Source organism: Streptomyces sp. NPDC051172, assembly GCF_040682555.1.
Lineage (GTDB): Bacteria > Actinomycetota > Actinomycetes > Streptomycetales > Streptomycetaceae > Streptomyces.
Genome location: NZ_JBFBBE010000028.1, coordinates 46198 through 64351 on the forward strand (window position 1 = coordinate 46198; position 18154 = coordinate 64351).

The following is an 18154-nucleotide window of genomic DNA, read 5'->3' on the forward strand; positions in this document are numbered from 1 at the left end:
GTGGGTGGCCGGTCTCCTGGCGGGCGCCACCCAGGACATGACCGGAGGCCTGCGCCTCGCACGGGACGCCCACGCGCTGGCCGAGCACCTCGGCGACAAGGCCGAGGCCGCCCACGCCGACTACGTCATCGGAGTCATCCGCCTGTTCGGCAACGAACTGTCCGCCGCCCTCGACCACTTCGAGGCCTCCGTCGCCCGCGGCCCCGTCCCCGGCCAGCACCTCAGCCTGCACGGCCTCGACCAGGTCGAACTCGCCTGCGCCCTGGGCTTCCTGGGCGAGGCCGACCGCGCCGTCGAGGTCTGCGAGCGGGCCCGGCGACTGTGCGAGGAGCACGGCGAGGAGTGGGTGCGCTCGTACGTGCTGCGGATGCTGGCCCTCGCCCATACCGTGAAGGAGGACTGGGACGAGGCCGGACGGCACGCCCGCGAGGCCCTGCGCCTCAAGCTCGCCGTCAACGACGTCACCGGCATCGCCCTCACCCTCGACCTGCTGGCCCATGTCGCGAGCCGGGCGGGCGCCCACGGACACGCGGCCGCTCTGCTCGGCGGCGCCGACCGCACCTGGGCCGACATCGACCGGGACCGCTGGGGGTCGACCTGTCTGGGCGCCATCCGCCGCGACACCGGCGAGCGGGCGTCGGCCGCCCTGGGAGGGGCCGCCTTCGAGCGGTCGTACGAGAAAGGAGGCGCCCTCGGGCTCGCGGAGCTCGTGGCGTATGCGACGGAGGACCAGGAACCCCCACGCCCCACACCGGCAAGGGAGACGAGTGGCCGCCGCAGATCCCGGATCCCGCAGGACGGCGCGCTCACCCGCCGCGAGACCGAGGTCGCCGAACTCGTCGCCCAGGGCCTCGCCAACCAGCAGATCGCCGACCGGCTCGTCATCGCCCGCCGTACCGCCGAGGGCCATGTGGAACGCATCCTCAGCAAACTCGGCTTCAGCAACCGCAGCCAGATCGCCGCCTGGGTGACCGCCCAGACCTGAGCCCCGTCCAGGCTCCACACCCCCACAGAGAGGAGAACCATGTCCAGCACACCACACGCCCCCGCCCCCACCCCGTTCGACCACCGCATGGCCGTGTACGGCGCGGACGACGAGTTCGTGGCCGCCACGCTGCCGTTCCTCGTAGAAGGACTCGGCGCCCCCGGCGAGCCCCCGCCGGTGGCGATCGCCGCCCCCGACAAGCTGGATCTGCTGCGCGACGCCCTCGGGAGTGACACGAAGAGCGTCACCTTCGTCCCGCACACCGAGTGGTACACCGGCTCGGCCGCCAACGCCGTGGCCCAGGGCGCCGGTTACCTCGCCGCGCACGCGGGACCCGGCGGCCGTATCCACCTGCTCATGGAACCCGTCTGGAACGGCCGCGCAGGACGCTCCGTCCGGGAGACCACCGAGTGGATCCGCTACGAGGCGCTCGCCAACCTCCTCTTCGCCCCGCTGGCGGCCACGGCCCTGTGCGCCTACGACACCCGCACCGCCGGCGCGGCCATCATCGAGGCGGCCCGCCGCGCCCACCCCGACACCGCGGTCTACGAGGACCCGGTCCGCCTCACGGCCGAACTGGACTCCGTGCCACTGCCGTTGCCCCCGGCCACCGCGGAACCGCTCAGGCAGCCGGACCCGGAGGCCGTGCGCAGGGCGGCCGCCGCCCGTGGACTGGCGCCCGCGGACGCGGAGTTGTTCACGGAGGCCGTCACCGCGGCGGCCATCTCGCTCGGCTCCGTGACCGGCGCCCTGATGTGGGGCGAGGCACCCGCCTGCATCTGCGAACTGCGCGCACCCCGCCGCCTCGACGACCCGCTGGCCGGCTTCGTCCCCCCGCCCGCCCCCGAACTCGAACCGGGCCAGGGCCTGTGGTTCACCCGGCAGATCTGCGCCTACGTCGACATCCGTGACGACGGGACGGGGACGACCGTACGGCTGCAGTACGGGTAACCGCCCGCCCGTACGCAGGTATGGAAACAGGTAGTCCTCCCCGTTTGCCCCGGCGCCGGGGAGGACACTCTGAAACCATGCTGGATCTCTCCGGGACCCCCCACCCGGACTCGGACGCTCAGTTCGCCGCGTACCCTCAACCGCCCCTGCGGGCAGGCCATTGGAGCGTGGAGTACGATCCCCGCCCGACCGCCGTCCGCGAGGCCCGCACCGAGGTCCGAAGACAGCTGGAGGTCTGGGGGCTGGCCGACCGGGAGGACCTGGTGGACGTCGCCGAACTCCTCGTCAGCGAACTGGCCACCAACGCCCTGCTGCACTCTGCGAGCCGCTTCCGGCTCACCCTCTCCGCCGCGCACGGCGTCCTGCGCTGCGAGGTGCGGGACGGCGGCCGCCGCACCCCGCAGGTGCTCCAGGCGGGCGCCTCGGAGAGCGGCCGCGGGATGTTCCTGGTGAACGCGCTTGCTCGGCGATGGGGCTGCCATCAGGACGGTGAGGGGAAGACCGTGTGGTTCGAGCTGGGTACATGCGGGTCCTCGGCCTGCGGGTAGCCGCGCCCCGCTACTGCAGCCACCACTTCGGGCTGAGCGCGATCTCGCGGAGCTGCTTCATCGTCAGCGCGGGCGTCTTGCGGGTCGCGTCGTCGTGCGGGGCGCCGGAGTTCAGCTCGCTGATCACCACCCGCCTTCCGTCGGTTCGGACGGTGTCGACGGTCCACATCACGGCCCCTGCGCCGCCCTTCTCGCTCGGCACCTGGTGCGTGGCGACCTTCGTCCCGTCGGCCAGGACCTCCGCGTCGGAGCCGAAGAGGTCGCCCGTGGCGTCCGACATGTCGGCCTGGACGTTGACCTGGACAAGGCTCTTGCCCTTGCCGTCGTCGAGGACGAGATAGCCGAATCCGGAGTCCTTGCCGCTGTCGTCGGACACCTTGAACACGCCCTTGGGCAGCAACGACCTGAGGGCCGGAGCGATCGCCACGGAGCCGGCCGTCGCGGTCGGCCGTGGGACCGGCTTGTTCGTGGCCTGCGGCATCGCATCGATGGCGTCCCGCCAGGCACTGGCACCGGCGAGCTTCCTCAGCTGGGCGGCAGACAAGGGCGGTTCGGCCCGGCTCATCGGTGCGTCCTTCTCGGCCGCCGCGTTCCACTCGCTCACGCTGACATGCTGACCCTGAGGCGTGACCAGCTCGGCGCTCCACCACTTGGTGTCCGCCCGCCGGTCCGGATACTCGTATCCCTGCAGCACCATGACCACCGAGGCGTCCGGAAGCCGGGTCGTGCCGCAGGCGTCGTAATGGACGAAAACCTTCCCAGGGCACTCGGTGGTCTGGCGCGCCTCGTCACTGCCCGGCTCGACCCGTCCCAGGCCGACGCTGATGGCCGCAGGGCCCTGTCCGTCGTCGTAAACGAGCTGCACGTACGGGCCCGGCTGCTCGTTCGTCCCGCGCGCCTCCGCCTTGCTGAATTTCCCCGTGGGAAGCAGCCTTTCGAGCGTGCTGATCATCTGGGCGCCGGAGAGAGGCGAGGGGGCGGGTGTGGCGGCGGTGTGGCTGCCGGTGCCGACCGAGGTCCCGTCCGGGCGCGCCGACGATCCGCTGCCGGGCAGCAGCACCGCGCCGCCCACGCCGACGAGGGCGAGCGAGGCGACCCCGCCCACGACGGCGGCCCGCCGCCGCAGCAGCAGGCGGCGCCGCCCCCGCAGTTCGCCGGCGGCGGCGAGCGCGGCCCGGTCGGCGACGAAGGTGTCGCCGGCCTGCCGCAGCTCGGCCGAGAGCTGTTCCTCGAAGGGGTTGCCGTGCTGTTCGAAGGGCATGACGGACCACCGTTTCGCGAAATGGATGAAGAAGAGGTGAGGTGGAGGAGGGGCCGCTCAGGGGCGGGCGTACTCGCCGAGGTCCTCGCCGAGCAGCTCCCGCAGCCGTCCCAGGGCCCTGACGCACCGCGTGCGCACGGCCGCCGAGCTGGCGTTCATGGCCTGGGCGGTCTCCTCGATGGAGCGGTCCTCCCAGTACCGCAGGACGACCACGGCCCGGTCCTTGGCGGGCAGCCGGGCCAGGGCCTCCAGCAGGGTCAGCCGCAGCGGCATGTCGCGCCCGTCGTCGGGCATGTCGGGCAGCAGGTCGGTGGCGCGCTCGGTGCTGCTGCGCCTGCGCTGGTGGGTGAGGAACGTACGCATGAGAACGGTCTGCGCGTATCCCGCGGGATTCTCCGCGCGGGACACGCGCCTCCAACTGACGTACAGCCGCCCGAGCGTCTCCTGCACCAGGTCCTCGGCCAGATGCGTGTCACCGGCGGTCAGCAGACAGGCGGACCGGTAGAGATGCCCGGCACGCACCGCGGCGAACTCGGCGTACTCGTCCGCGCGTGCCTGTCTCATACCGTTCCCCCTGTCCGCCGGCGCCGCTCTCACTTCATTGACGCGGTGGACCCGGAGAAATGTTTCATGGCCGTTCGGCCGCTACGGCAGCCCATGCACATGCGCCCCCACCGCACTCGACCACGCACTCCCCGCAGCCGCATCCCAGTTCGTCGACCACGTCATCGCGCCCCGCAGGTCCGGGTACGTCTTCGACGGTTTGAAAGAGCCGCAGTTCGTGCCCGCCGTCAGGCAGTCGAGGGCGTTGTTCACCACCGTCGGAGACACATAGCCGCTGCCCGCCGCGCTCGTCGAAGCCGGTGCGCCCAGGCCCACCTGGGACGGGGCGAGGCCGCCCTCCAGCTGGATGCAGGCCAGGGCGGTGAGGAAGTCGACCGAGCCCTGTGAGTACACCTTGCCGTCGCAGCCCAGCATCGAGCCGCTGTTGTAGTACTGCATGTTGACGACCGTCAGGATGTCCTTCACGTTCAGCGCCGTCTGGAAGTACGCGTTCGACGTGGACTGCATGTCGATCGTCTGCGGGGCCATCGTGATGATCAGGGACGAGCCCGCCTTCGAGGACAGGGCGCGCAGGGCCTGGGACATGTACGTGGCGTTCAGGCCGTTCTCCAGGTCGATGTCGACGCCGTCGAAGCCGTACGTCTGCATCAGGGAGTACACGGAGTTCGCGAAGTTCGCCGCCGACGTCGAGTCGCTCACCGACACCGTGCCGTTCTGGCCGCCGATGGAGATGACGACCTTCTTGCCCGCCGCCTGCTTCGCCTTGATGTCCGCCTTGAACTGGTCGACCGTGTAGCCGCCGAGCCCCGCCGAGTCCAGGTTGAAGGTCACGGCGCCCGGCGTCGTCGTGGCGTCCGCGAAGGCCACGGCGATGATGTCGTACTGGGACGAGACGTCGGAGATCGTCTGGACCGTGGCGCCGTTGTTGAAGTTCTGCCAGTACCCGGTGACCGCGTGCTTGGGAAGCGCGGTGCCGCCGCCCCCGGAGGACGCGGTCGTCGTGCCCGTCACCGCCGTCGACTTCGCCGACTCACCCGCCGAGTTGGTCGCCGTGACCTGGAAGGAGTACGACGTCGAGGCCGCGAGGCCGGTGACCGTGGCCGACGCACCCGTCACCGCCGTCACCTTCGTGCCATTCCGGTAGACGTTGTAGCCGGTCGCGCCCGAGACCGCGTTCCAGGCCAGGGAGACCGAGGAGGAGGTCGTGCCGGACACCGAGAGGCCGCTCGGCGTGGCGGGGACCGTCGGCGCCGGGCCGCCGCCTCCGCCGCCGTCCGGGCCGTACACCGACACGTCGTCCGCGTAGTACGCCGCCTGGCCGTACCAGCCGTGCGTGTACACCGTCACGGAGGTCGTGGCCGACCCCGTGGTGAAGCTCGTCGTCAGCTGCTTCCAGGAGGACGAGTCCGGGGTCCAGGTCGACACGTCCGTGGTGCCCGTGCCGGTCACGCCCAGAAAGGCGTAGCCGCCCTGCACCCAGGCGCTCAGCGAGTACGTGGAGTTCGGCTTGACCGCCACCGTCTGGCTGCACTGGGCGTCGTCCTGCCCGGCCGGGGTGGCCTTGAGCGCGGCCGCGCCGCCGTGCACGGGGGAGGAGACCGTCGTACCGCTGCTCGCGGAACAGGTCCAGTTGCTCAGGCCGGACTCGAAGCCGGCGTTACTGGCGTTGTTGACGTCCGCTGCGGACGCCTGGCCCGTGCCCGCGAAGGTGAGGGCGAGGGCGGCGGTGACGGCTCCTGACCAGAGCCGTGCTGTCGACGGTCGTGCCGTAGATCGTCTCTGTGGGGACATGACAATAAGTTGGTCCAGACCAATTCTCCTGTCAAGAGGTCCAGACCAAATGCCTGAAGGGCTCGCTCGAGGATCGGCGAGATGCTCGAACCTGCCCCGTTTTGACGCAACTTGTGAAACGGCAGTTGCTCATCAGCTACACAAACGCTGTTCTCCGGCCACAGAGGCGTGGATACAGTGCTGAGGTAGTCACGGAGTGAAGTCACCGGGGAGCTGCGCGTGCCAACTGCCATCGCCGTGACCAGTGCCGACATGGCGCTGCCACCGCAGGGCGAGCGGACCCTGCCTGCCGTCGTGCTGCGGGACCTGGACAAGCAGCCGCTGGAGCAGGCGCTGGCGGGTGTGCAGAGTCTGATCGACCAGCACGGCCATCTGATCGTCGTCTGCTCACAGGCGGTCTCCGCGGAGACGGGCCGACGGCTGCACACGATCCGCTCCCTGCTGGAAACCGACCGAATCGCCCTGTTCCGTCCTGCTCTGCCCCCGCTCGGACTGGCCGTCCTGGCCCGCCAGTTGAGGCAGCTGGCCTCCTGCGACCTCGGCCCCGGAGTGCTCGCCTCCGCCGGTCGCCTCCTCACCCACTACATCCACGCCGGAGCACTGCTCGGCTCGGTCGCCCGCCTCGACCGCGTTCACGTCGGACTCAAGCAGCACGCCAAGTCCTGGGTGCCGGGCCAGCACTTCGCCGTACTCGCCCATCCCGAACCGCAGTTGGTGAAGCTCGCCCCCAATGCTTCCCTCCCGGGGCCGGAGTTCGGCACCTCGATGCTGGTCGCCAAGGGGCAGCTGCAGTCGGACTGGGTCACCGCGAGCCTCGTCCCGCAGTGGAACGCGCAGGGGCTGCGGGAGGCGGTGCTGCCGGCCGAGTCCGCGGCCTGGTGGGGGACGGGCAAGCTGATCGAGTTCGCCGCCTTCCTGCCCGACCTGTCCGTGCTGTACCAGCTGGTCACCTCGGTACGGCAGAGCTCCTGCCACTGGTGCGGCATCGACGTCATCGGCGACCGCTGTGTCTTCTGCTCCGCCGGACCGCCACCCGTCCTGGAGAACCAGCTCCCGGCGGGGAGGGGCTCCTGAACCGCCCGCCGGCCCCGCCGCAGACGTAACGCCCGCACGATCCCGTCCGCTCGACCGATATCCCCCAATGAGGTTGTACGGTTCATGAACTCCCGTCAGCGCCGTGGCGTGCTACTCCTGCTTCTGTCGGTCGTCTGCGCCCTCGGCGCGTTCGTCGGCGTCCTGTCCGTCATCAGTGACGTGAAGTCCCAGGTCGGGCCCAAGGTCACGGCGTACGAGGTCAAGAGCGACATCAAGCCGTACTCCGGCCTCAGCGCGGACCAGTTCGAGAAGACCGAGATGCCCAAGCGGTGGCTGTCGGCGAACGCGGTCACCGATCTCGCCGGCATCCGCGGCAAGGTCGCCGTGACGACCCTCAAGAAGGGCTCCCTGCTGCAGAGCGACATGATCGCCGATCAGCCCGCTCTGCAGCCCGGGCAGCAGGAGGTCGCCATCATGATCGATGCGGCGACCGGCGTCGCCGGCAAGATAACGCCGGATTCCAAGGTCAACGTCTACGCCACCTTCGAGGGACAGAAGCAGGGCGACCCCGACCTGTCCAAGATCATCGTGACGAACGCCAGGGTCCTCGACGTCGGCGACCTCACCTCGCTCCAGCCCGACGGCGACAACCGCACCGGCCAGTTCACCAAGGCCGTCCCCATCACCTTCGCGCTCTCCGCGCTCGACGCCCAGCGCCTTACCTACGCGGAGTCCTTCGCCAAGCGGGTCCGGCTCGCGCTGGTGGCGCCGAGCGAGACCGGCACCATCCCCGAGCAGGACCGCACGTACCAACTCGCCAAGGACAAGTGAGAGGCCCCCATGCCCACGAGGATCCTCCCGGCAGTCGGTGACGTGGACGCGGCCCGCTCCATCACGACACTGCTCAGCCAGCTCCCGGACGCCGAGCCGGTGACCCCGGTCGTCGACTCGACCCAGCTCGTCGACACCCTCGCGCGGCTCGCCGCCGAGTCCGTCGACGAGCTGCCCGAGGTCGTGGTGGTGCACGAACGGATCGGCCCGGTCCCGGCGCTGGAGCTCATCCGCGAGGTGGCCCTGCGCTTTCCCGCGGTCGGGGTCATCCTCGTCACCTCGGACGCGAGCCCCGGCCTGTTCCAGGCGGCGATGGACTACGGCGCACGGGGCCTGGTGGCGCTGCCTTTGAGCTACGAGGAGCTGGCCAGCCGCGTCCAGGCCGTCGCGCAGTGGTCCGGGGGCGTACGGCGCCATCTCGGCTCCGGCGGCGACGTCTTCACCGGCGTCGGCGGCACCGTCGTCACGGTGAGCGGCGCGAAGGGCGGCGTGGGCGCGACCCTGACCGCCATCCAACTGGCACTCGCCGCACAGGCCTCGGGGCGCAGCACCGCGCTGGTGGACATGGACCTGCAGACGGGGGACGTGGCCTCGTATCTGGACGTCCAGTTCCGCCGGTCGGTGGTGGACCTGGCGGCGATCACCGACATCTCACCCCGGGTGCTCGCGGACGCGGTCTTCCGCCACGACACGGGCCTCGCGCTGCTGCTCGCCCCGGGGGAGGGCGAACGCGGCGAGGAGGTGACGGACCGGGCGGCCCGGCAGATCGTCAGCGCCCTGCGCTCCCGCTACGAGGTCGTCGTCGTCGACTGCGGCGCCCAGCTCGGCGGGGCGGGAGCGGCCGCGGTGGAGATGGCCGACACGGCCCTGCTGGTCACGACCCCGGACGTGGTCGCGGTGCGCGGCGCCAAGCGGACCGTACGGATGTGGGACCGGCTGCAGATCCGCAAGGCCGAGGAGACGACGGTGGTCGTCAACCGGTATGCGCGCAGTACGGAGATCCAGCCGCCGCTGATCCGGAAGATCACCGGTACGGCGGTCGCCGGGACCGCGATCCCCGCCAACTTCAAGGAGCTGCAGGGGGCGGTGGACGCGGGCCGGGTCCACGAGCTGGACAGCAGGGGCTCGGTGAAGCAGGCGCTGTGGGCGCTGGCGGGGGAGCTGGGGCTGGTCAAGGCGGTCGAGGGGGCGCAGCGGGGCGGGCGGTTCCGGGGGGACCGCGGGTCGGTGAGTTTCCGGCGGCGTCGGGAGGGTGGGGGGTAGGGATGCGACTGGCGCTGCGCGCAGGCGGGGACAGGGGCCAGGTCACCATCGAGTTCCTGGGCATGATGCCGACGATCATCATCACGCTGGTGGTGCTGTGGCAGCTCGTGCTGGTGGGGTACACGTACACGCTTGCGGGGAATGCTGCGGACGAGGCTGTGCGGGCGGGGACCGCGGCGGAGGGTGACTGGCAGGGGGTGTGCGCGCAGAAGGGGAAGGAGAAGCTGCCGGACGCATGGCAGGGCGGCGCCACTGTCACCTGCAGTCCCGGAGCACCCGGCTATGTCACGGCCGACGTCACGCTCACCGTCCCCATTCTCTTCCCGGGCGCGTTCAGTTTCCCGTTCCACGTGAAGGGCCACGCGGGCGCGGTCCAGGAGGCGACACACTGAGATGTCGTACGACCGCAAGGACCGCGACCGCGGACAGGTCGCCATCGAGTACCTGGGGTTCCTGCCCATCCTGCTCATCGTCGGCATGGCGGTCGTGCAGCTGGGGCTGATCGCATACGCCGCTCAGCAGGCGGGCACGGCGGCCCGGGCCGGGGCGCGGGCCGCCTCGCTGAAACCGGGGACCGGCCAGCAGGGCTGCACGAACGCGATCAGCGACGGGTGGTCGGTCACCTGCGACGAAGCGCCGAACGCCGACACCGTCACCGTCACCGCCACTGTCCACATCCCGTCGATGGTCCCCGGCTGGGACTTCGGCTCCGCCAAGAAGGTCGCCACCATGCCGCTCGACTCGACCCACTCGACCACCGGCTGACGCGGGAACAAGGAGCACCGACGATGAGCCTGCGCGCACGCATCAACACCCCCGAGGAGAACGGCCACCGGGGCGAGGACGGTCACCTGGTCGCCTCGTACCGGGCCAAGCTCCTGGAGGAGATCGACCTCGCGGAGATGAGCGCGCTGGCCGCGGCCGAGCGCCGCGCCCGTCTGGAGCGGGTGCTCGGGCACATCATCAGCCGCGAGGGCCCGGTGCTGTCCACGGTCGAGCGCTCGCAGCTGATCCGCAGGGTGGTGGACGAGGCCCTGGGCCTCGGCATCCTGGAGCCGCTGCTCGAAGACGCGTCGATCACGGAGATCATGGTGAACGGCCCGGACGCGATCTTCGTCGAACGAGGCGGCCGGGTGGAGCAGTTGCCCCTCCGCTTCCCCTCCCACGACCAGCTGATGCAGACGATCGAGCGGATCGTCTCCACGGTCAACAGGCGCGTGGACGAATCGAACCCCATGGTCGACGCCCGCCTCCCGTCCGGGGAGCGCGTCAACGTGATCATCCCGCCGCTGTCCCTCACGGGCGCCACCCTCACCATCCGCCGCTTCCCGCGCTCCTTCACGCTCCAGGAGATGATCGGCTTCGGCTCGCTGGACGAGCCCATCCTGTACCTGCTGGCGGGGCTGGTGCAGGCGAAGTCCAACGTGATCGTGTCGGGCGCGACGGGCACCGGCAAGACGACGCTGCTGAACGCGCTGTCGGGCCTGATCCCCGAGCGCGAGCGCATCATCACCATCGAGGACTCGGCGGAACTCCAGCTGCAGCAGAGCCATGTGATCCGGCTGGAGTCCCGCCCCCCGAACGTCGAGGGCAAGGGCCGGGTCACCATCCGCGACCTGGTGCGCAACTCCCTCCGTATGCGCCCCGACCGCATCGTCGTCGGTGAGGTCCGCGGCGGCGAGTCCCTCGACATGCTCCAGGCGATGTCGACGGGCCACGACGGATCGCTGGCCACGGTGCATGCGAACAGCGCGGAGGACGCGCTGATGCGACTGAAGACCCTGGCATCGATGTCCGAGGTCGAGGTCCCCTTCGAGGCGCTGCACGACCAGATCAACAGCGCCATCGACGTGATCATCCAGCTCACCCGCTTCGCCGACGGCGCCCGCCGCATCACCGAGATCGCGATCCTCGACAGCCACGGCAGCGAGCCGTACCGCCTGGCGACGGTGGCCCGTTTCAACGCACAGCCGATGGCCGCCGACGGCCGCGTCTACGGCGCCTTCGAGTACTTCCCGCTCCCACGCCGCACCGCGGACCGCCTCTACATGGCGAGCCAGCCGGTCCCTCAGGCGTTCGGCGTCGCCGAGTCCGCAGCACAGCTCGCCATCCGAGAAGCCAGGTAGGAACCGTCCGATGGATCTGCACACCCTAGTCCTGCTCACCACCGGCATCACCCTGCTGACCTGCGTCCTGGCGGTCGTCGGCCTGCACTCCTACGCCACGGGCAAGGCGCAGCGCCAGGCACTCGTCGACCGTCTCTCGGCCGCCGGGCAGATACCGGTGGGCGGCCGCCGCCGGCGCTTCCGCAAGCTGGACCGGCGCCTGCGCCGTACGAAGCTCGGCAAGAAGCTGGAACTGCGGCTGGCGGCAACGGGCCTGGACATCACTCCGGGCGAGTTCTTCGTCTACATGCTGGCGACGGTGGCGGGCCTGTGGCTCGTCGGCCAGGCGTCCCTCGCGCCCTTCTTCGGCCCGCTGGCCGGTCTGCTGGGCATCGGGGTGGCGCTGCAGTTCCTGAACTGGCAGCGGCAGAAGCGGATCGAGAAGTTCATCAACCAACTGCCCGAGCTGGCCCGGATCATGGCCAACGCCACCCAGGCCGGACTGGCCCTGCGTACCGCGATCGGCATGGCGGCGGAGGAGCTGGAGGCGCCGGCCGGGGAGGAACTCGCCAAGGTCGCCAACCAGCTGGCACTCGGCGCATCCATGGACGACGCACTGGGCGAACTGGCCGAACGGCTGCCGTCACGCGAACTGGTCGTACTCGTGACGACGTTGGTGCTGTCGAACCGGGCGGGCGGACAGGTGGTCACCGCTCTGCGCAACCTCACGGACACCCTCGAGGAACGCAAGGAGACGCGGCGCGAGGTCCGCACCCAGCTCGCCCAGGTCAACATGACCTCGTACGCCGTCCCCGTGCTCGGCGTGGGCTCCCTGCTCCTCATGAACGGCGTCAAACACGGCGCCCTGGACCGAATGACGGGCTCCGCCGTCGGCCAGGCCGCGGTGATCATCGCCTTCGCGCTCTACGCGGTCGGCTTCATCCTCATCCGCCGCCTGTCCCGCATCGACGTCTGAGACGCCGAGCGTTCCGAGAACTCTGGAGGGAGGACGACCATGGGACTGGGACTTCTGCTGGCACTGCTGATGGGCCTCAGCGTCGCAGGCATCTTCGCCGGCGTCCGCATGTACCGCGCGGACGCCAAGCTGCCCGGCGACCTGGTGCTCGCCCTGGAGGTGGGCTCGACCCGCACGGGCGCGGTCGACTCGCTCATCGACCGCCTCGGCATGCGGTACGCGCCCGCGGTCCTGCGCCTGATGGGCCCGAAGCTGGTCGCCAGGTACCGCCGCAAGATCGACCTCGCGGGCAACCCCGGCGGCCTGACCATCGACCGCTATGCGGCCCGCCGTGCGGTCTACGGCTTCCTGGGCGGCGTGGGCTTCCTGGTGTTCCTGCTGAGGGGCCAGCTCATCGTCGCCCTGATCCTGCTGGCCTTCGGCGCGTTCTGGACGGAGGTCGGCATCTGGTCGGCGATCCGCATCCGCAAGGACGTCATCGAGCGCACCCTGCCGGACTTCCTCGACGTGCTCGCGGTCGTGGTGAGCGCGGGCCTCGGCTTCCGCCAGGCCCTGGACCGGGTGGCATCGAAGTACGAAGGCCCCTGGGCGGACGAACTGCGCATCACCCTCCGTCAGATGGACCTCGGCATGAGCCGCCGCCAGGCCTTCGCGGAGCTGCGCCGCCGCAACGACTCCGAACAGGTCGCGATGTTCGTGACGGCGCTGCAGCAGGGCGAGGAACTGGGCGCCCCCATCGTCGACACCCTCGTAGCCCTCGCCAAGGACATGCGCCGCACGGACGCGCAGAACGCCCGCCGCAAGGCGGCCCGAGCGGTCCCCAAGGCCACCATGATGATCACCACCTTCATGGTCCCGGCCACGATGATCCTCCTCGGCGCCGGCCTGATCCTCGGCTCGGGCACCGACTTCGGCTCACTCACGGGCAAGTAGGGACGGGGTGACGAGGACGATGGCGACGACAGAGGAACGCGCGGGACGCGAGGAACGCACGCGGCTGCTACGACGACGCCCGAAGGCCCCGGAGATCACCACCCCGCCGGCGGGCACGGTCCTGCCGCCCCACGCCCGCACGGGCGCCCACGACATCCCGGTCACGTCGGCGACACCGCAGCTTCCGCCGGGGTGGGAACGGGCGGACGCACCGTGGCCCGCGTTGCCTGCGCAGCCGGATCCCCGAGGCCGGGCCTGTTCGCCGGCCCCTCCGGCACCTGCGGCTGCACCCGTGGCGGCAGCGCTGGTGTCACCGACGGGACCACCCGCACCGGACGACGAGAGCCGCACACCCCCCACGATCCCCCTCCAGATCAACGCCCTCCAGGCCATGTGCCGCCAGGTCTTCGGCTTCCGCCTCGCCATGATCGCGCTGGCCGCCCCCGCCGCCCTCCTGCACGCGGCGCCGGGCCTGGCCACCCGCCTCGTGGGCGCGGCGGTCGTGGTCACCTTCATGGGCTCCTACGTCCTCTTCAGGGACTGGGAGCGCTTCGGCCCCCTGCTCCTGCGGCACCCCACGCTCCTCGCCGTGGACATGGCCTTCGGCTCCCTGCTGCTGATCTCCGCGGGCCCGGACACCCCTCTCGCCTACGTCAGCGTCTGCACCCCGCTCCTGGCCGGCATCGTCTACGGCTGGCGAGGAGCCGCGGTCTTCGCGTCGCTCCAGTCACTGATCCTCTTCTTCGTGCACGCGGCGGCGAGGGACCTGCACTCCGGCCGGCCCGCGGAAACCCTGCTCCTGCCCGGCCTGTGCGTGATCGCGGGCGCGGTCGGCTCGGCCCTGCGCAACCTCATGTTCCGCTTCGGTGCCGCAACGCAGGCCCTGACCACGATGCAGGCCCGCCTCGCGGTGACGGAGGCAGTCAGCGCCGAACGGGCCCGTCTCGCCAGGGAGATGCACGACTCGGTGGCGAAGACCCTGCACGGCGTGGCCCTGGCCGCTGACGGCCTGGCAGGCTCGGCGGGCAGCTCTCGCCTCGACCCGGAGCTGGTCAAACGACAGGCCGAACTGGTCGCCCGCTCGGCCCGCCGAGCCGCCGCCGAATCCCGCGAGCTGCTGGCCGACCTGCGCCGCGAATCCGACCCGGACCACGCGACCGACGTCCTGGCCGAACTGGCAGCCCGCATCCGGGACTTCACCACCCGCACCGGCCTCCCGGTCGCCTACCGCCCCACCGGCGACCAGGCCGTCCCACCCATGCCACCGGCCGTAGCCCGGCAACTCCTCACCATCGCCTCGGAGGCGATGGAGAACGCCCATCGCCACGCGGCGCCGACCCGGGTGGACGTCCACGCGGGCGTCCACGGCGGCCTCCTCCGCATCAGCGTCCACGACGACGGCCGCGGCCTGCCCTCCGGCACCACCCTCGAACAACTCCGCCGGGCAGGCCACTTCGGCCTGGTCGGCATGGTCGAACGAGCGGCGTCGGTCGGCGCCCGCATCAGCATCGGCCGCGGCGCCGACGCCAAGGGCACGGAGGTCTGCCTGGAACTCCCGCTGGCGGCGGTGACGACGTAGACATCGCGCCCACCCTCCCGTCCACCCCCCTCCCGAGAGGAGGCAGCCCGATGCCGGACCCCACGACACCCCCCTCAGGTCCACAACCGCAGCTCCCCGACAGCCCGTTCTCAGCAGCCCCGGCGCCCGCGCAGCTCAAGGTCGTGGTGGCGGACGACAACCCGGTCGTCCGCGCAGGTCTCACGGCGCTCCTCTCCGGCCGCGCCGACATCACCGTGGTGGCGGAAGCGGCAGACGGCCGCCAGGCCTACGAAGCGGCCCGCCGACACCACCCCGACGTCATCCTCCTGGACGTCCGCATGCCCGGCGTGGACGGCATCTCGGCGCTGCCGCACCTGGTGCAGATCGCCCCGGTCGTGATGCTCACGTACAGCAGGGAGTCGGAGATCGTCCAGGAGGCCCTGCGCCGGGGCGCCGGTGGCTACCTGGTCCACGGCGAGTTCACCGCGGACCAACTGGTCACAGCGGTATGGGACATCAAGGAGGGCAGGGCCCACTTCACGCCGACGGCGGCGGGGGCGCTGCTGGAGCAGCTACGCCAGGTGAAAGGGGACGGACTGCCGCTGCCGGAGGGCCTGGGTAGTGCAACTGCATACGAAAATGAGAGCTCGGCGGATTCGCATGTATCTGCTCAATACCCCATTCCACCAGCAGATTTAGCTGCACTCCACGTCCAGGCCTCCACTATTTCTTCAAAAATCCTTTCGCAGGTGCAACCGGATGTGGGACAGTCATCGTCTGGATGGACGAGTGGCCGTCCGGTGGCTGCTCCCGACAGGTCGAGGTTCCAACTGAGCGCGAGGGAGGCGGAGATCATGGACCTCATCGCGTCCGGCATGAACAACCAGCAGATCGCCGCCACCTGCTTCATCAGCGAGAAGACGGTCAAGAACCACATCAACCGCATCTTCGCGAAACTCCACAGCACCAGCCGCTCGGAGGCAGCCGCCAAGTGGCTCGGCACAGCGCCCGGTCCAGGCCGAGGGTGGGGTGACCAGAGGTGACGGCAGGGGGGAGCGGGAAGCCACGAGGTCGCGGCCGGACCATGCTCTGGGCCCTTGATTGGGCCCTGGGGCCCTTCAGCGGAAGGGGTGTTGCACCGTACGGTTCTCGTGCCGAGAGCGGCACGGAGATCCGACCCGGAGGGGAACACCATGAGCAACTGGATCAACACCACTGTCGCGTACCTGCAGACCCGCGCCGCCCGCAACGACAAGGGGCAGACTGCGGTGGAGTATCTGGGGATCATCGCGGTGGTCGTGGCGATCGTACTGGCCATCACGGGTACGAGCATCGGCCAGACGATCTTCGATGCGATCACGGCCAAGATCGCTCAAGTCACCGGCGGTTGATGCAGCCACGCAGGTTCAACGACGCAGGGCAGGCCTTCCCCATCTACATCACGGTGGTGGCGGGCCTGCTCTTTCTCGCGTTCGCGTACCTTGCGGTCGGCCAGGCCGCGGCGACCCGGAACAGCGCCCAGACGGCAGCCGACGCGGCGGCTCTGGCGGCGGCGCAGGACACCCGGGACAAGCTCGCAGGGCAGTGGAAGGACGTCCTGCGCGATCCCACGAAGTGGCAGGACATCCTCGACGGCCACGCAGCGGTACTCAACGGCTGCCCGCGGGCGTACCAACTCGCGGCGCAGAACGACGCGCACGTCGGCCAATGCGCAGGGCAGCTGTGGGACCTGAGTTACACGGTCAAGGTGGAGACGAACAAGACCGTCGGAGACTCGATCGTCCCTGGTACGGAGAGCAAGCACGCCACGGCGACCGCCAGAGCCGTGATCGAGCCGCTCTGTCCGTTCGACCTTCCTGGCGCGGGTACAGGGAACGCCGTCCTGCCGAAGCTCACCTGCAAGGACAACAAGGTCTGGGAACCGGACCCGGCCGACCCGACCGGTCTGCCGGAACCCAAGGACCTCTTCGACGTCCATCTGGCCGACCTCTAGGCGAACGACAAGTGGAGAAGGAAGCAGAGGCATGAGCATTCGGTTCACAACGAAGGCCCGCAGGGGGATGGTCGCGTTGACCGTTGCGGCAGGTCTGGCCGTCGGTGTGGCCGGCTGCGGTGGCAGCGGGGGCGACGGCAAGAAGCCGGAGACGTCGGCGTCCGCCTCCAAGGCCAGTGGGTCCAAGCCGAATGCTCAGGAGGGGCAATCGGAGGCGCCCTTGGCCGAGTTGAAGGGTTCAGACGGGCTGCTTCTGCAGATCACCTCCGCCCAGCGCGATTCGGGCGGCTTCGTCACCGTGAACGCCAATCTGAAGAACGACGGTGCAAAGAGCGTGGTGATTCCTTCTGCGTTGAGCGGCAATGAAACAGAGATCACCAGGAACGGCAGGTCTCTCGGCGGCGCCACGCTCGTCGACTCGAAAGGCAAGAAGCGGTACTACGTGCTGCGCGACACGGACGGCCGACCGCTGACGACGACGGGCTTCTCCACCCTCAAGGCCGGTGAGAGCCTGGCCGTGTTCATGCAGTTCCCCTCCCCGCCGACGAGTACCTCGGAAGTGACCTTCCAGCTGCCGACGTTCACCAGCGGCACGATCTCGATCTCTGGGTGAGGCGCACGATGACCAACACCTCACCGCGAACAGGGGCGCCACGGCTCGCCCTCGCCCTCACCGCAGCCTCCCTCATGGTCGTCACCAACCTCATCGGCACCGTGACGGCCCACGCGGACGACACCCCGAGCGTCCCGCCCGGCACCGAACCGTCGGCCTCGGCCCCGGTCAAAGTGGACCCCAACGCCCCCGGCCTCAAGCTCCCCGAGGGTGCCACGCTCGCAGCGCCCAAAGTCCTGGACATCAAGGCGGTCGTGGAGGACCAGGGCGGCGAGGAACGCCGCGAGGACACCAACTCCGACGTCACGTTCGCCCTCCAGGCCGAGGTCCTGTTCAGCAAGGACAGCGCGAAACTGAGCGACGAGGCGAAGTCCCGTATCGCCGCGATCGCCGACGAGATCAAGAAGCAGAACGCGACGAAGGTCCGCGTCTTCGGTTTCACGGACAACCTGGGCTCCTCCGCCCACGGCGACATCCTGTCCAGGCAACGCGCCAACGCCGTACAGGACGTCCTGGACCAGGAACTGCACGACCCGAACATCACCTTCGAGGTACGCGGCTACGGCGAGCAGTACCCGATCGCGGACAACTCGACGGAGGCGGGCCGCAGGAAGAACCGACGGGTGGAGGTGACGTTCCCGCGCAGTGAGAACGGCAATTGACGCAAGGCGCAAGGACATCTGTAGGGTCAGAGCGTTCACCCGATTAGGTGAAGTGAAAGGGCCGCCGAGTTCGCGGGCCAGCCGGTCGAGCTTCCAGGTGCCA

General features: G+C 70.1%; 20 protein-coding genes. 17 read left to right on the top strand and 3 right to left on the bottom strand.

The features are described from left to right. Window positions 1-4 precede the first annotated feature (4 nt). The 3 genes from AB0N07_RS19005 to AB0N07_RS19015 all read left to right on the top strand — a co-directional run bounded on the left by AB0N07_RS19005 (window position 5) and on the right by AB0N07_RS19015 (window position 2484). Window positions 5-985 (top strand): helix-turn-helix transcriptional regulator, encoded by a 981-nt coding sequence (locus AB0N07_RS19005; protein ID WP_365836368.1) that lies wholly within the window; start codon window positions 5-7, stop codon window positions 983-985. Window positions 986-1024: 39 nt separating this feature from the next. Continuing rightward, window positions 1025-1936 (top strand): MEDS domain-containing protein, encoded by a 912-nt coding sequence (locus AB0N07_RS19010; protein WP_365836370.1) that lies wholly within the window; start codon window positions 1025-1027, stop codon window positions 1934-1936. 146 nt (window positions 1937-2082) lie between these two features. After that, the gene (locus AB0N07_RS19015; protein WP_365836475.1) at window positions 2083-2484 is read left to right on the top strand and encodes an ATP-binding protein; all 402 of its coding nucleotides are present in this window, start codon (window positions 2083-2085) and stop codon (window positions 2482-2484) included. 10 nt (window positions 2485-2494) lie between these two features. Here the strand turns inward: AB0N07_RS19015 and AB0N07_RS19020 are convergent, their stop codons facing one another. From AB0N07_RS19020 to AB0N07_RS19030, 3 genes are all read right to left on the bottom strand, one after another. Continuing rightward, the gene (locus tag AB0N07_RS19020) at window positions 2495-3745 is read right to left on the bottom strand and encodes a hypothetical protein (protein ID WP_365836372.1); all 1251 of its coding nucleotides are present in this window, start codon (window positions 3743-3745) and stop codon (window positions 2495-2497) included. A gap of 57 nt (window positions 3746-3802) precedes the next feature. Further along, window positions 3803-4309 (bottom strand): SigE family RNA polymerase sigma factor, encoded by a 507-nt coding sequence (locus AB0N07_RS19025; protein ID WP_365836374.1) that lies wholly within the window; start codon window positions 4307-4309, stop codon window positions 3803-3805. Window positions 4310-4390: 81 nt separating this feature from the next. Then, a complete protein-coding gene (locus tag AB0N07_RS19030) occupies window positions 4391-6100 on the bottom strand; it encodes a glycoside hydrolase family 18 protein (RefSeq protein WP_365836376.1) in 1710 nt (569 codons plus the stop codon). A 252-nt stretch (window positions 6101-6352) separates the two neighbouring features. Here AB0N07_RS19030 and AB0N07_RS19035 point away from each other — a divergent pair, with 252 nt between their 5' ends. The 14 genes from AB0N07_RS19035 (at window position 6353) to AB0N07_RS19100 (ending at window position 18051) form a co-directional block, all read left to right on the top strand. After that, window positions 6353-7174, top strand: coding sequence for a hypothetical protein (locus tag AB0N07_RS19035; protein WP_365836477.1), 822 nt, complete (start codon window positions 6353-6355; stop codon window positions 7172-7174). Window positions 7175-7258: 84 nt separating this feature from the next. Next, on the top strand, window positions 7259-7966 hold the full coding sequence (gene cpaB, locus AB0N07_RS19040; RefSeq protein ID WP_365836378.1) for a Flp pilus assembly protein CpaB: 708 nt from the start codon (window positions 7259-7261) through the stop codon (window positions 7964-7966). Between the two features lie 9 nt (window positions 7967-7975). Beyond that, window positions 7976-9229 (top strand): AAA family ATPase, encoded by a 1254-nt coding sequence (locus tag AB0N07_RS19045; RefSeq protein ID WP_365836380.1) that lies wholly within the window; start codon window positions 7976-7978, stop codon window positions 9227-9229. A gap of 2 nt (window positions 9230-9231) precedes the next feature. Next, window positions 9232-9621 carry a TadE/TadG family type IV pilus assembly protein gene (locus tag AB0N07_RS19050; RefSeq protein ID WP_365836382.1) on the top strand — a complete coding sequence of 130 codons (390 nt, stop codon included), beginning with the start codon at window positions 9232-9234 and terminating at the stop codon, window positions 9619-9621. Window position 9622: 1 nt separating this feature from the next. Continuing rightward, on the top strand, window positions 9623-9994 hold the full coding sequence (locus AB0N07_RS19055) for a TadE/TadG family type IV pilus assembly protein (protein WP_365836384.1): 372 nt from the start codon (window positions 9623-9625) through the stop codon (window positions 9992-9994). A gap of 23 nt (window positions 9995-10017) precedes the next feature. Further along, window positions 10018-11355 carry a CpaF family protein gene (locus tag AB0N07_RS19060; RefSeq protein ID WP_365836386.1) on the top strand — a complete coding sequence of 446 codons (1338 nt, stop codon included), beginning with the start codon at window positions 10018-10020 and terminating at the stop codon, window positions 11353-11355. 10 nt (window positions 11356-11365) lie between these two features. Further along, window positions 11366-12310 (top strand): type II secretion system F family protein, encoded by a 945-nt coding sequence (locus AB0N07_RS19065; RefSeq protein WP_365836388.1) that lies wholly within the window; start codon window positions 11366-11368, stop codon window positions 12308-12310. Between the two features lie 45 nt (window positions 12311-12355). Continuing rightward, complete coding sequence (locus AB0N07_RS19070) at window positions 12356-13243, top strand: DUF5936 domain-containing protein (RefSeq protein ID WP_365836479.1); 888 nt, start codon at window positions 12356-12358, stop codon at window positions 13241-13243. Between the two features lie 19 nt (window positions 13244-13262). Further along, window positions 13263-14822: a histidine kinase gene (locus tag AB0N07_RS19075; RefSeq protein ID WP_365836389.1), complete on the top strand. Its 1560-nt coding sequence runs from the start codon at window positions 13263-13265 to the stop codon at window positions 14820-14822. A 50-nt stretch (window positions 14823-14872) separates the two neighbouring features. Continuing rightward, window positions 14873-15826, top strand: coding sequence for a response regulator transcription factor (locus tag AB0N07_RS19080; protein WP_365836390.1), 954 nt, complete (start codon window positions 14873-14875; stop codon window positions 15824-15826). Between the two features lie 150 nt (window positions 15827-15976). Further along, window positions 15977-16174: a hypothetical protein gene (locus tag AB0N07_RS19085; RefSeq protein WP_365836391.1), complete on the top strand. Its 198-nt coding sequence runs from the start codon at window positions 15977-15979 to the stop codon at window positions 16172-16174. Continuing rightward, window positions 16174-16776: a pilus assembly protein TadG-related protein gene (locus tag AB0N07_RS19090; protein WP_365836392.1), complete on the top strand. Its 603-nt coding sequence runs from the start codon at window positions 16174-16176 to the stop codon at window positions 16774-16776. The genes AB0N07_RS19085 and AB0N07_RS19090 overlap by 1 nt, the downstream gene beginning before the upstream one ends. Window positions 16777-16807: 31 nt before the next feature. Further along, window positions 16808-17389, top strand: coding sequence for a hypothetical protein (locus AB0N07_RS19095; RefSeq protein WP_365836394.1), 582 nt, complete (start codon window positions 16808-16810; stop codon window positions 17387-17389). A gap of 8 nt (window positions 17390-17397) precedes the next feature. Beyond that, the gene (locus AB0N07_RS19100) at window positions 17398-18051 is read left to right on the top strand and encodes an OmpA family protein (RefSeq protein ID WP_365836396.1); all 654 of its coding nucleotides are present in this window, start codon (window positions 17398-17400) and stop codon (window positions 18049-18051) included. Window positions 18052-18154 lie beyond the last annotated feature (103 nt).

Excerpts from the sequence above, each read along its gene's own strand:
- AB0N07_RS19010 (WP_365836370.1), top strand. The coding sequence starts at position 1,025 with ATGTCCAGCACACCACACGCCCCCGCCCCCACCCCGTTCGACCACCGC.
- AB0N07_RS19020 (WP_365836372.1), bottom strand. The coding sequence starts at position 3,745 with ATGCCCTTCGAACAGCACGGCAACCCCTTCGAGGAACAGCTCTCGGCC.
- AB0N07_RS19025 (WP_365836374.1), bottom strand. The coding sequence starts at position 4,309 with ATGAGACAGGCACGCGCGGACGAGTACGCCGAGTTCGCCGCGGTGCGT.
- AB0N07_RS19030 (WP_365836376.1), bottom strand. The coding sequence starts at position 6,100 with ATGTCCCCACAGAGACGATCTACGGCACGACCGTCGACAGCACGGCTC.
- AB0N07_RS19035 (WP_365836477.1), top strand. The coding sequence starts at position 6,353 with ATGGCGCTGCCACCGCAGGGCGAGCGGACCCTGCCTGCCGTCGTGCTG.
- cpaB (WP_365836378.1), top strand. The coding sequence starts at position 7,259 with ATGAACTCCCGTCAGCGCCGTGGCGTGCTACTCCTGCTTCTGTCGGTC.
- AB0N07_RS19045 (WP_365836380.1), top strand. The coding sequence starts at position 7,976 with ATGCCCACGAGGATCCTCCCGGCAGTCGGTGACGTGGACGCGGCCCGC.
- AB0N07_RS19050 (WP_365836382.1), top strand. The coding sequence starts at position 9,232 with ATGCGACTGGCGCTGCGCGCAGGCGGGGACAGGGGCCAGGTCACCATC.
- AB0N07_RS19055 (WP_365836384.1), top strand. The coding sequence starts at position 9,623 with ATGTCGTACGACCGCAAGGACCGCGACCGCGGACAGGTCGCCATCGAG.
- AB0N07_RS19060 (WP_365836386.1), top strand. The coding sequence starts at position 10,018 with ATGAGCCTGCGCGCACGCATCAACACCCCCGAGGAGAACGGCCACCGG.
- AB0N07_RS19065 (WP_365836388.1), top strand. The coding sequence starts at position 11,366 with ATGGATCTGCACACCCTAGTCCTGCTCACCACCGGCATCACCCTGCTG.
- AB0N07_RS19075 (WP_365836389.1), top strand. The coding sequence starts at position 13,263 with ATGGCGACGACAGAGGAACGCGCGGGACGCGAGGAACGCACGCGGCTG.
- AB0N07_RS19080 (WP_365836390.1), top strand. The coding sequence starts at position 14,873 with ATGCCGGACCCCACGACACCCCCCTCAGGTCCACAACCGCAGCTCCCC.
- AB0N07_RS19085 (WP_365836391.1), top strand. The coding sequence starts at position 15,977 with ATGAGCAACTGGATCAACACCACTGTCGCGTACCTGCAGACCCGCGCC.
- AB0N07_RS19090 (WP_365836392.1), top strand. The coding sequence starts at position 16,174 with ATGCAGCCACGCAGGTTCAACGACGCAGGGCAGGCCTTCCCCATCTAC.
- AB0N07_RS19095 (WP_365836394.1), top strand. The coding sequence starts at position 16,808 with ATGAGCATTCGGTTCACAACGAAGGCCCGCAGGGGGATGGTCGCGTTG.
- AB0N07_RS19100 (WP_365836396.1), top strand. The coding sequence starts at position 17,398 with ATGACCAACACCTCACCGCGAACAGGGGCGCCACGGCTCGCCCTCGCC.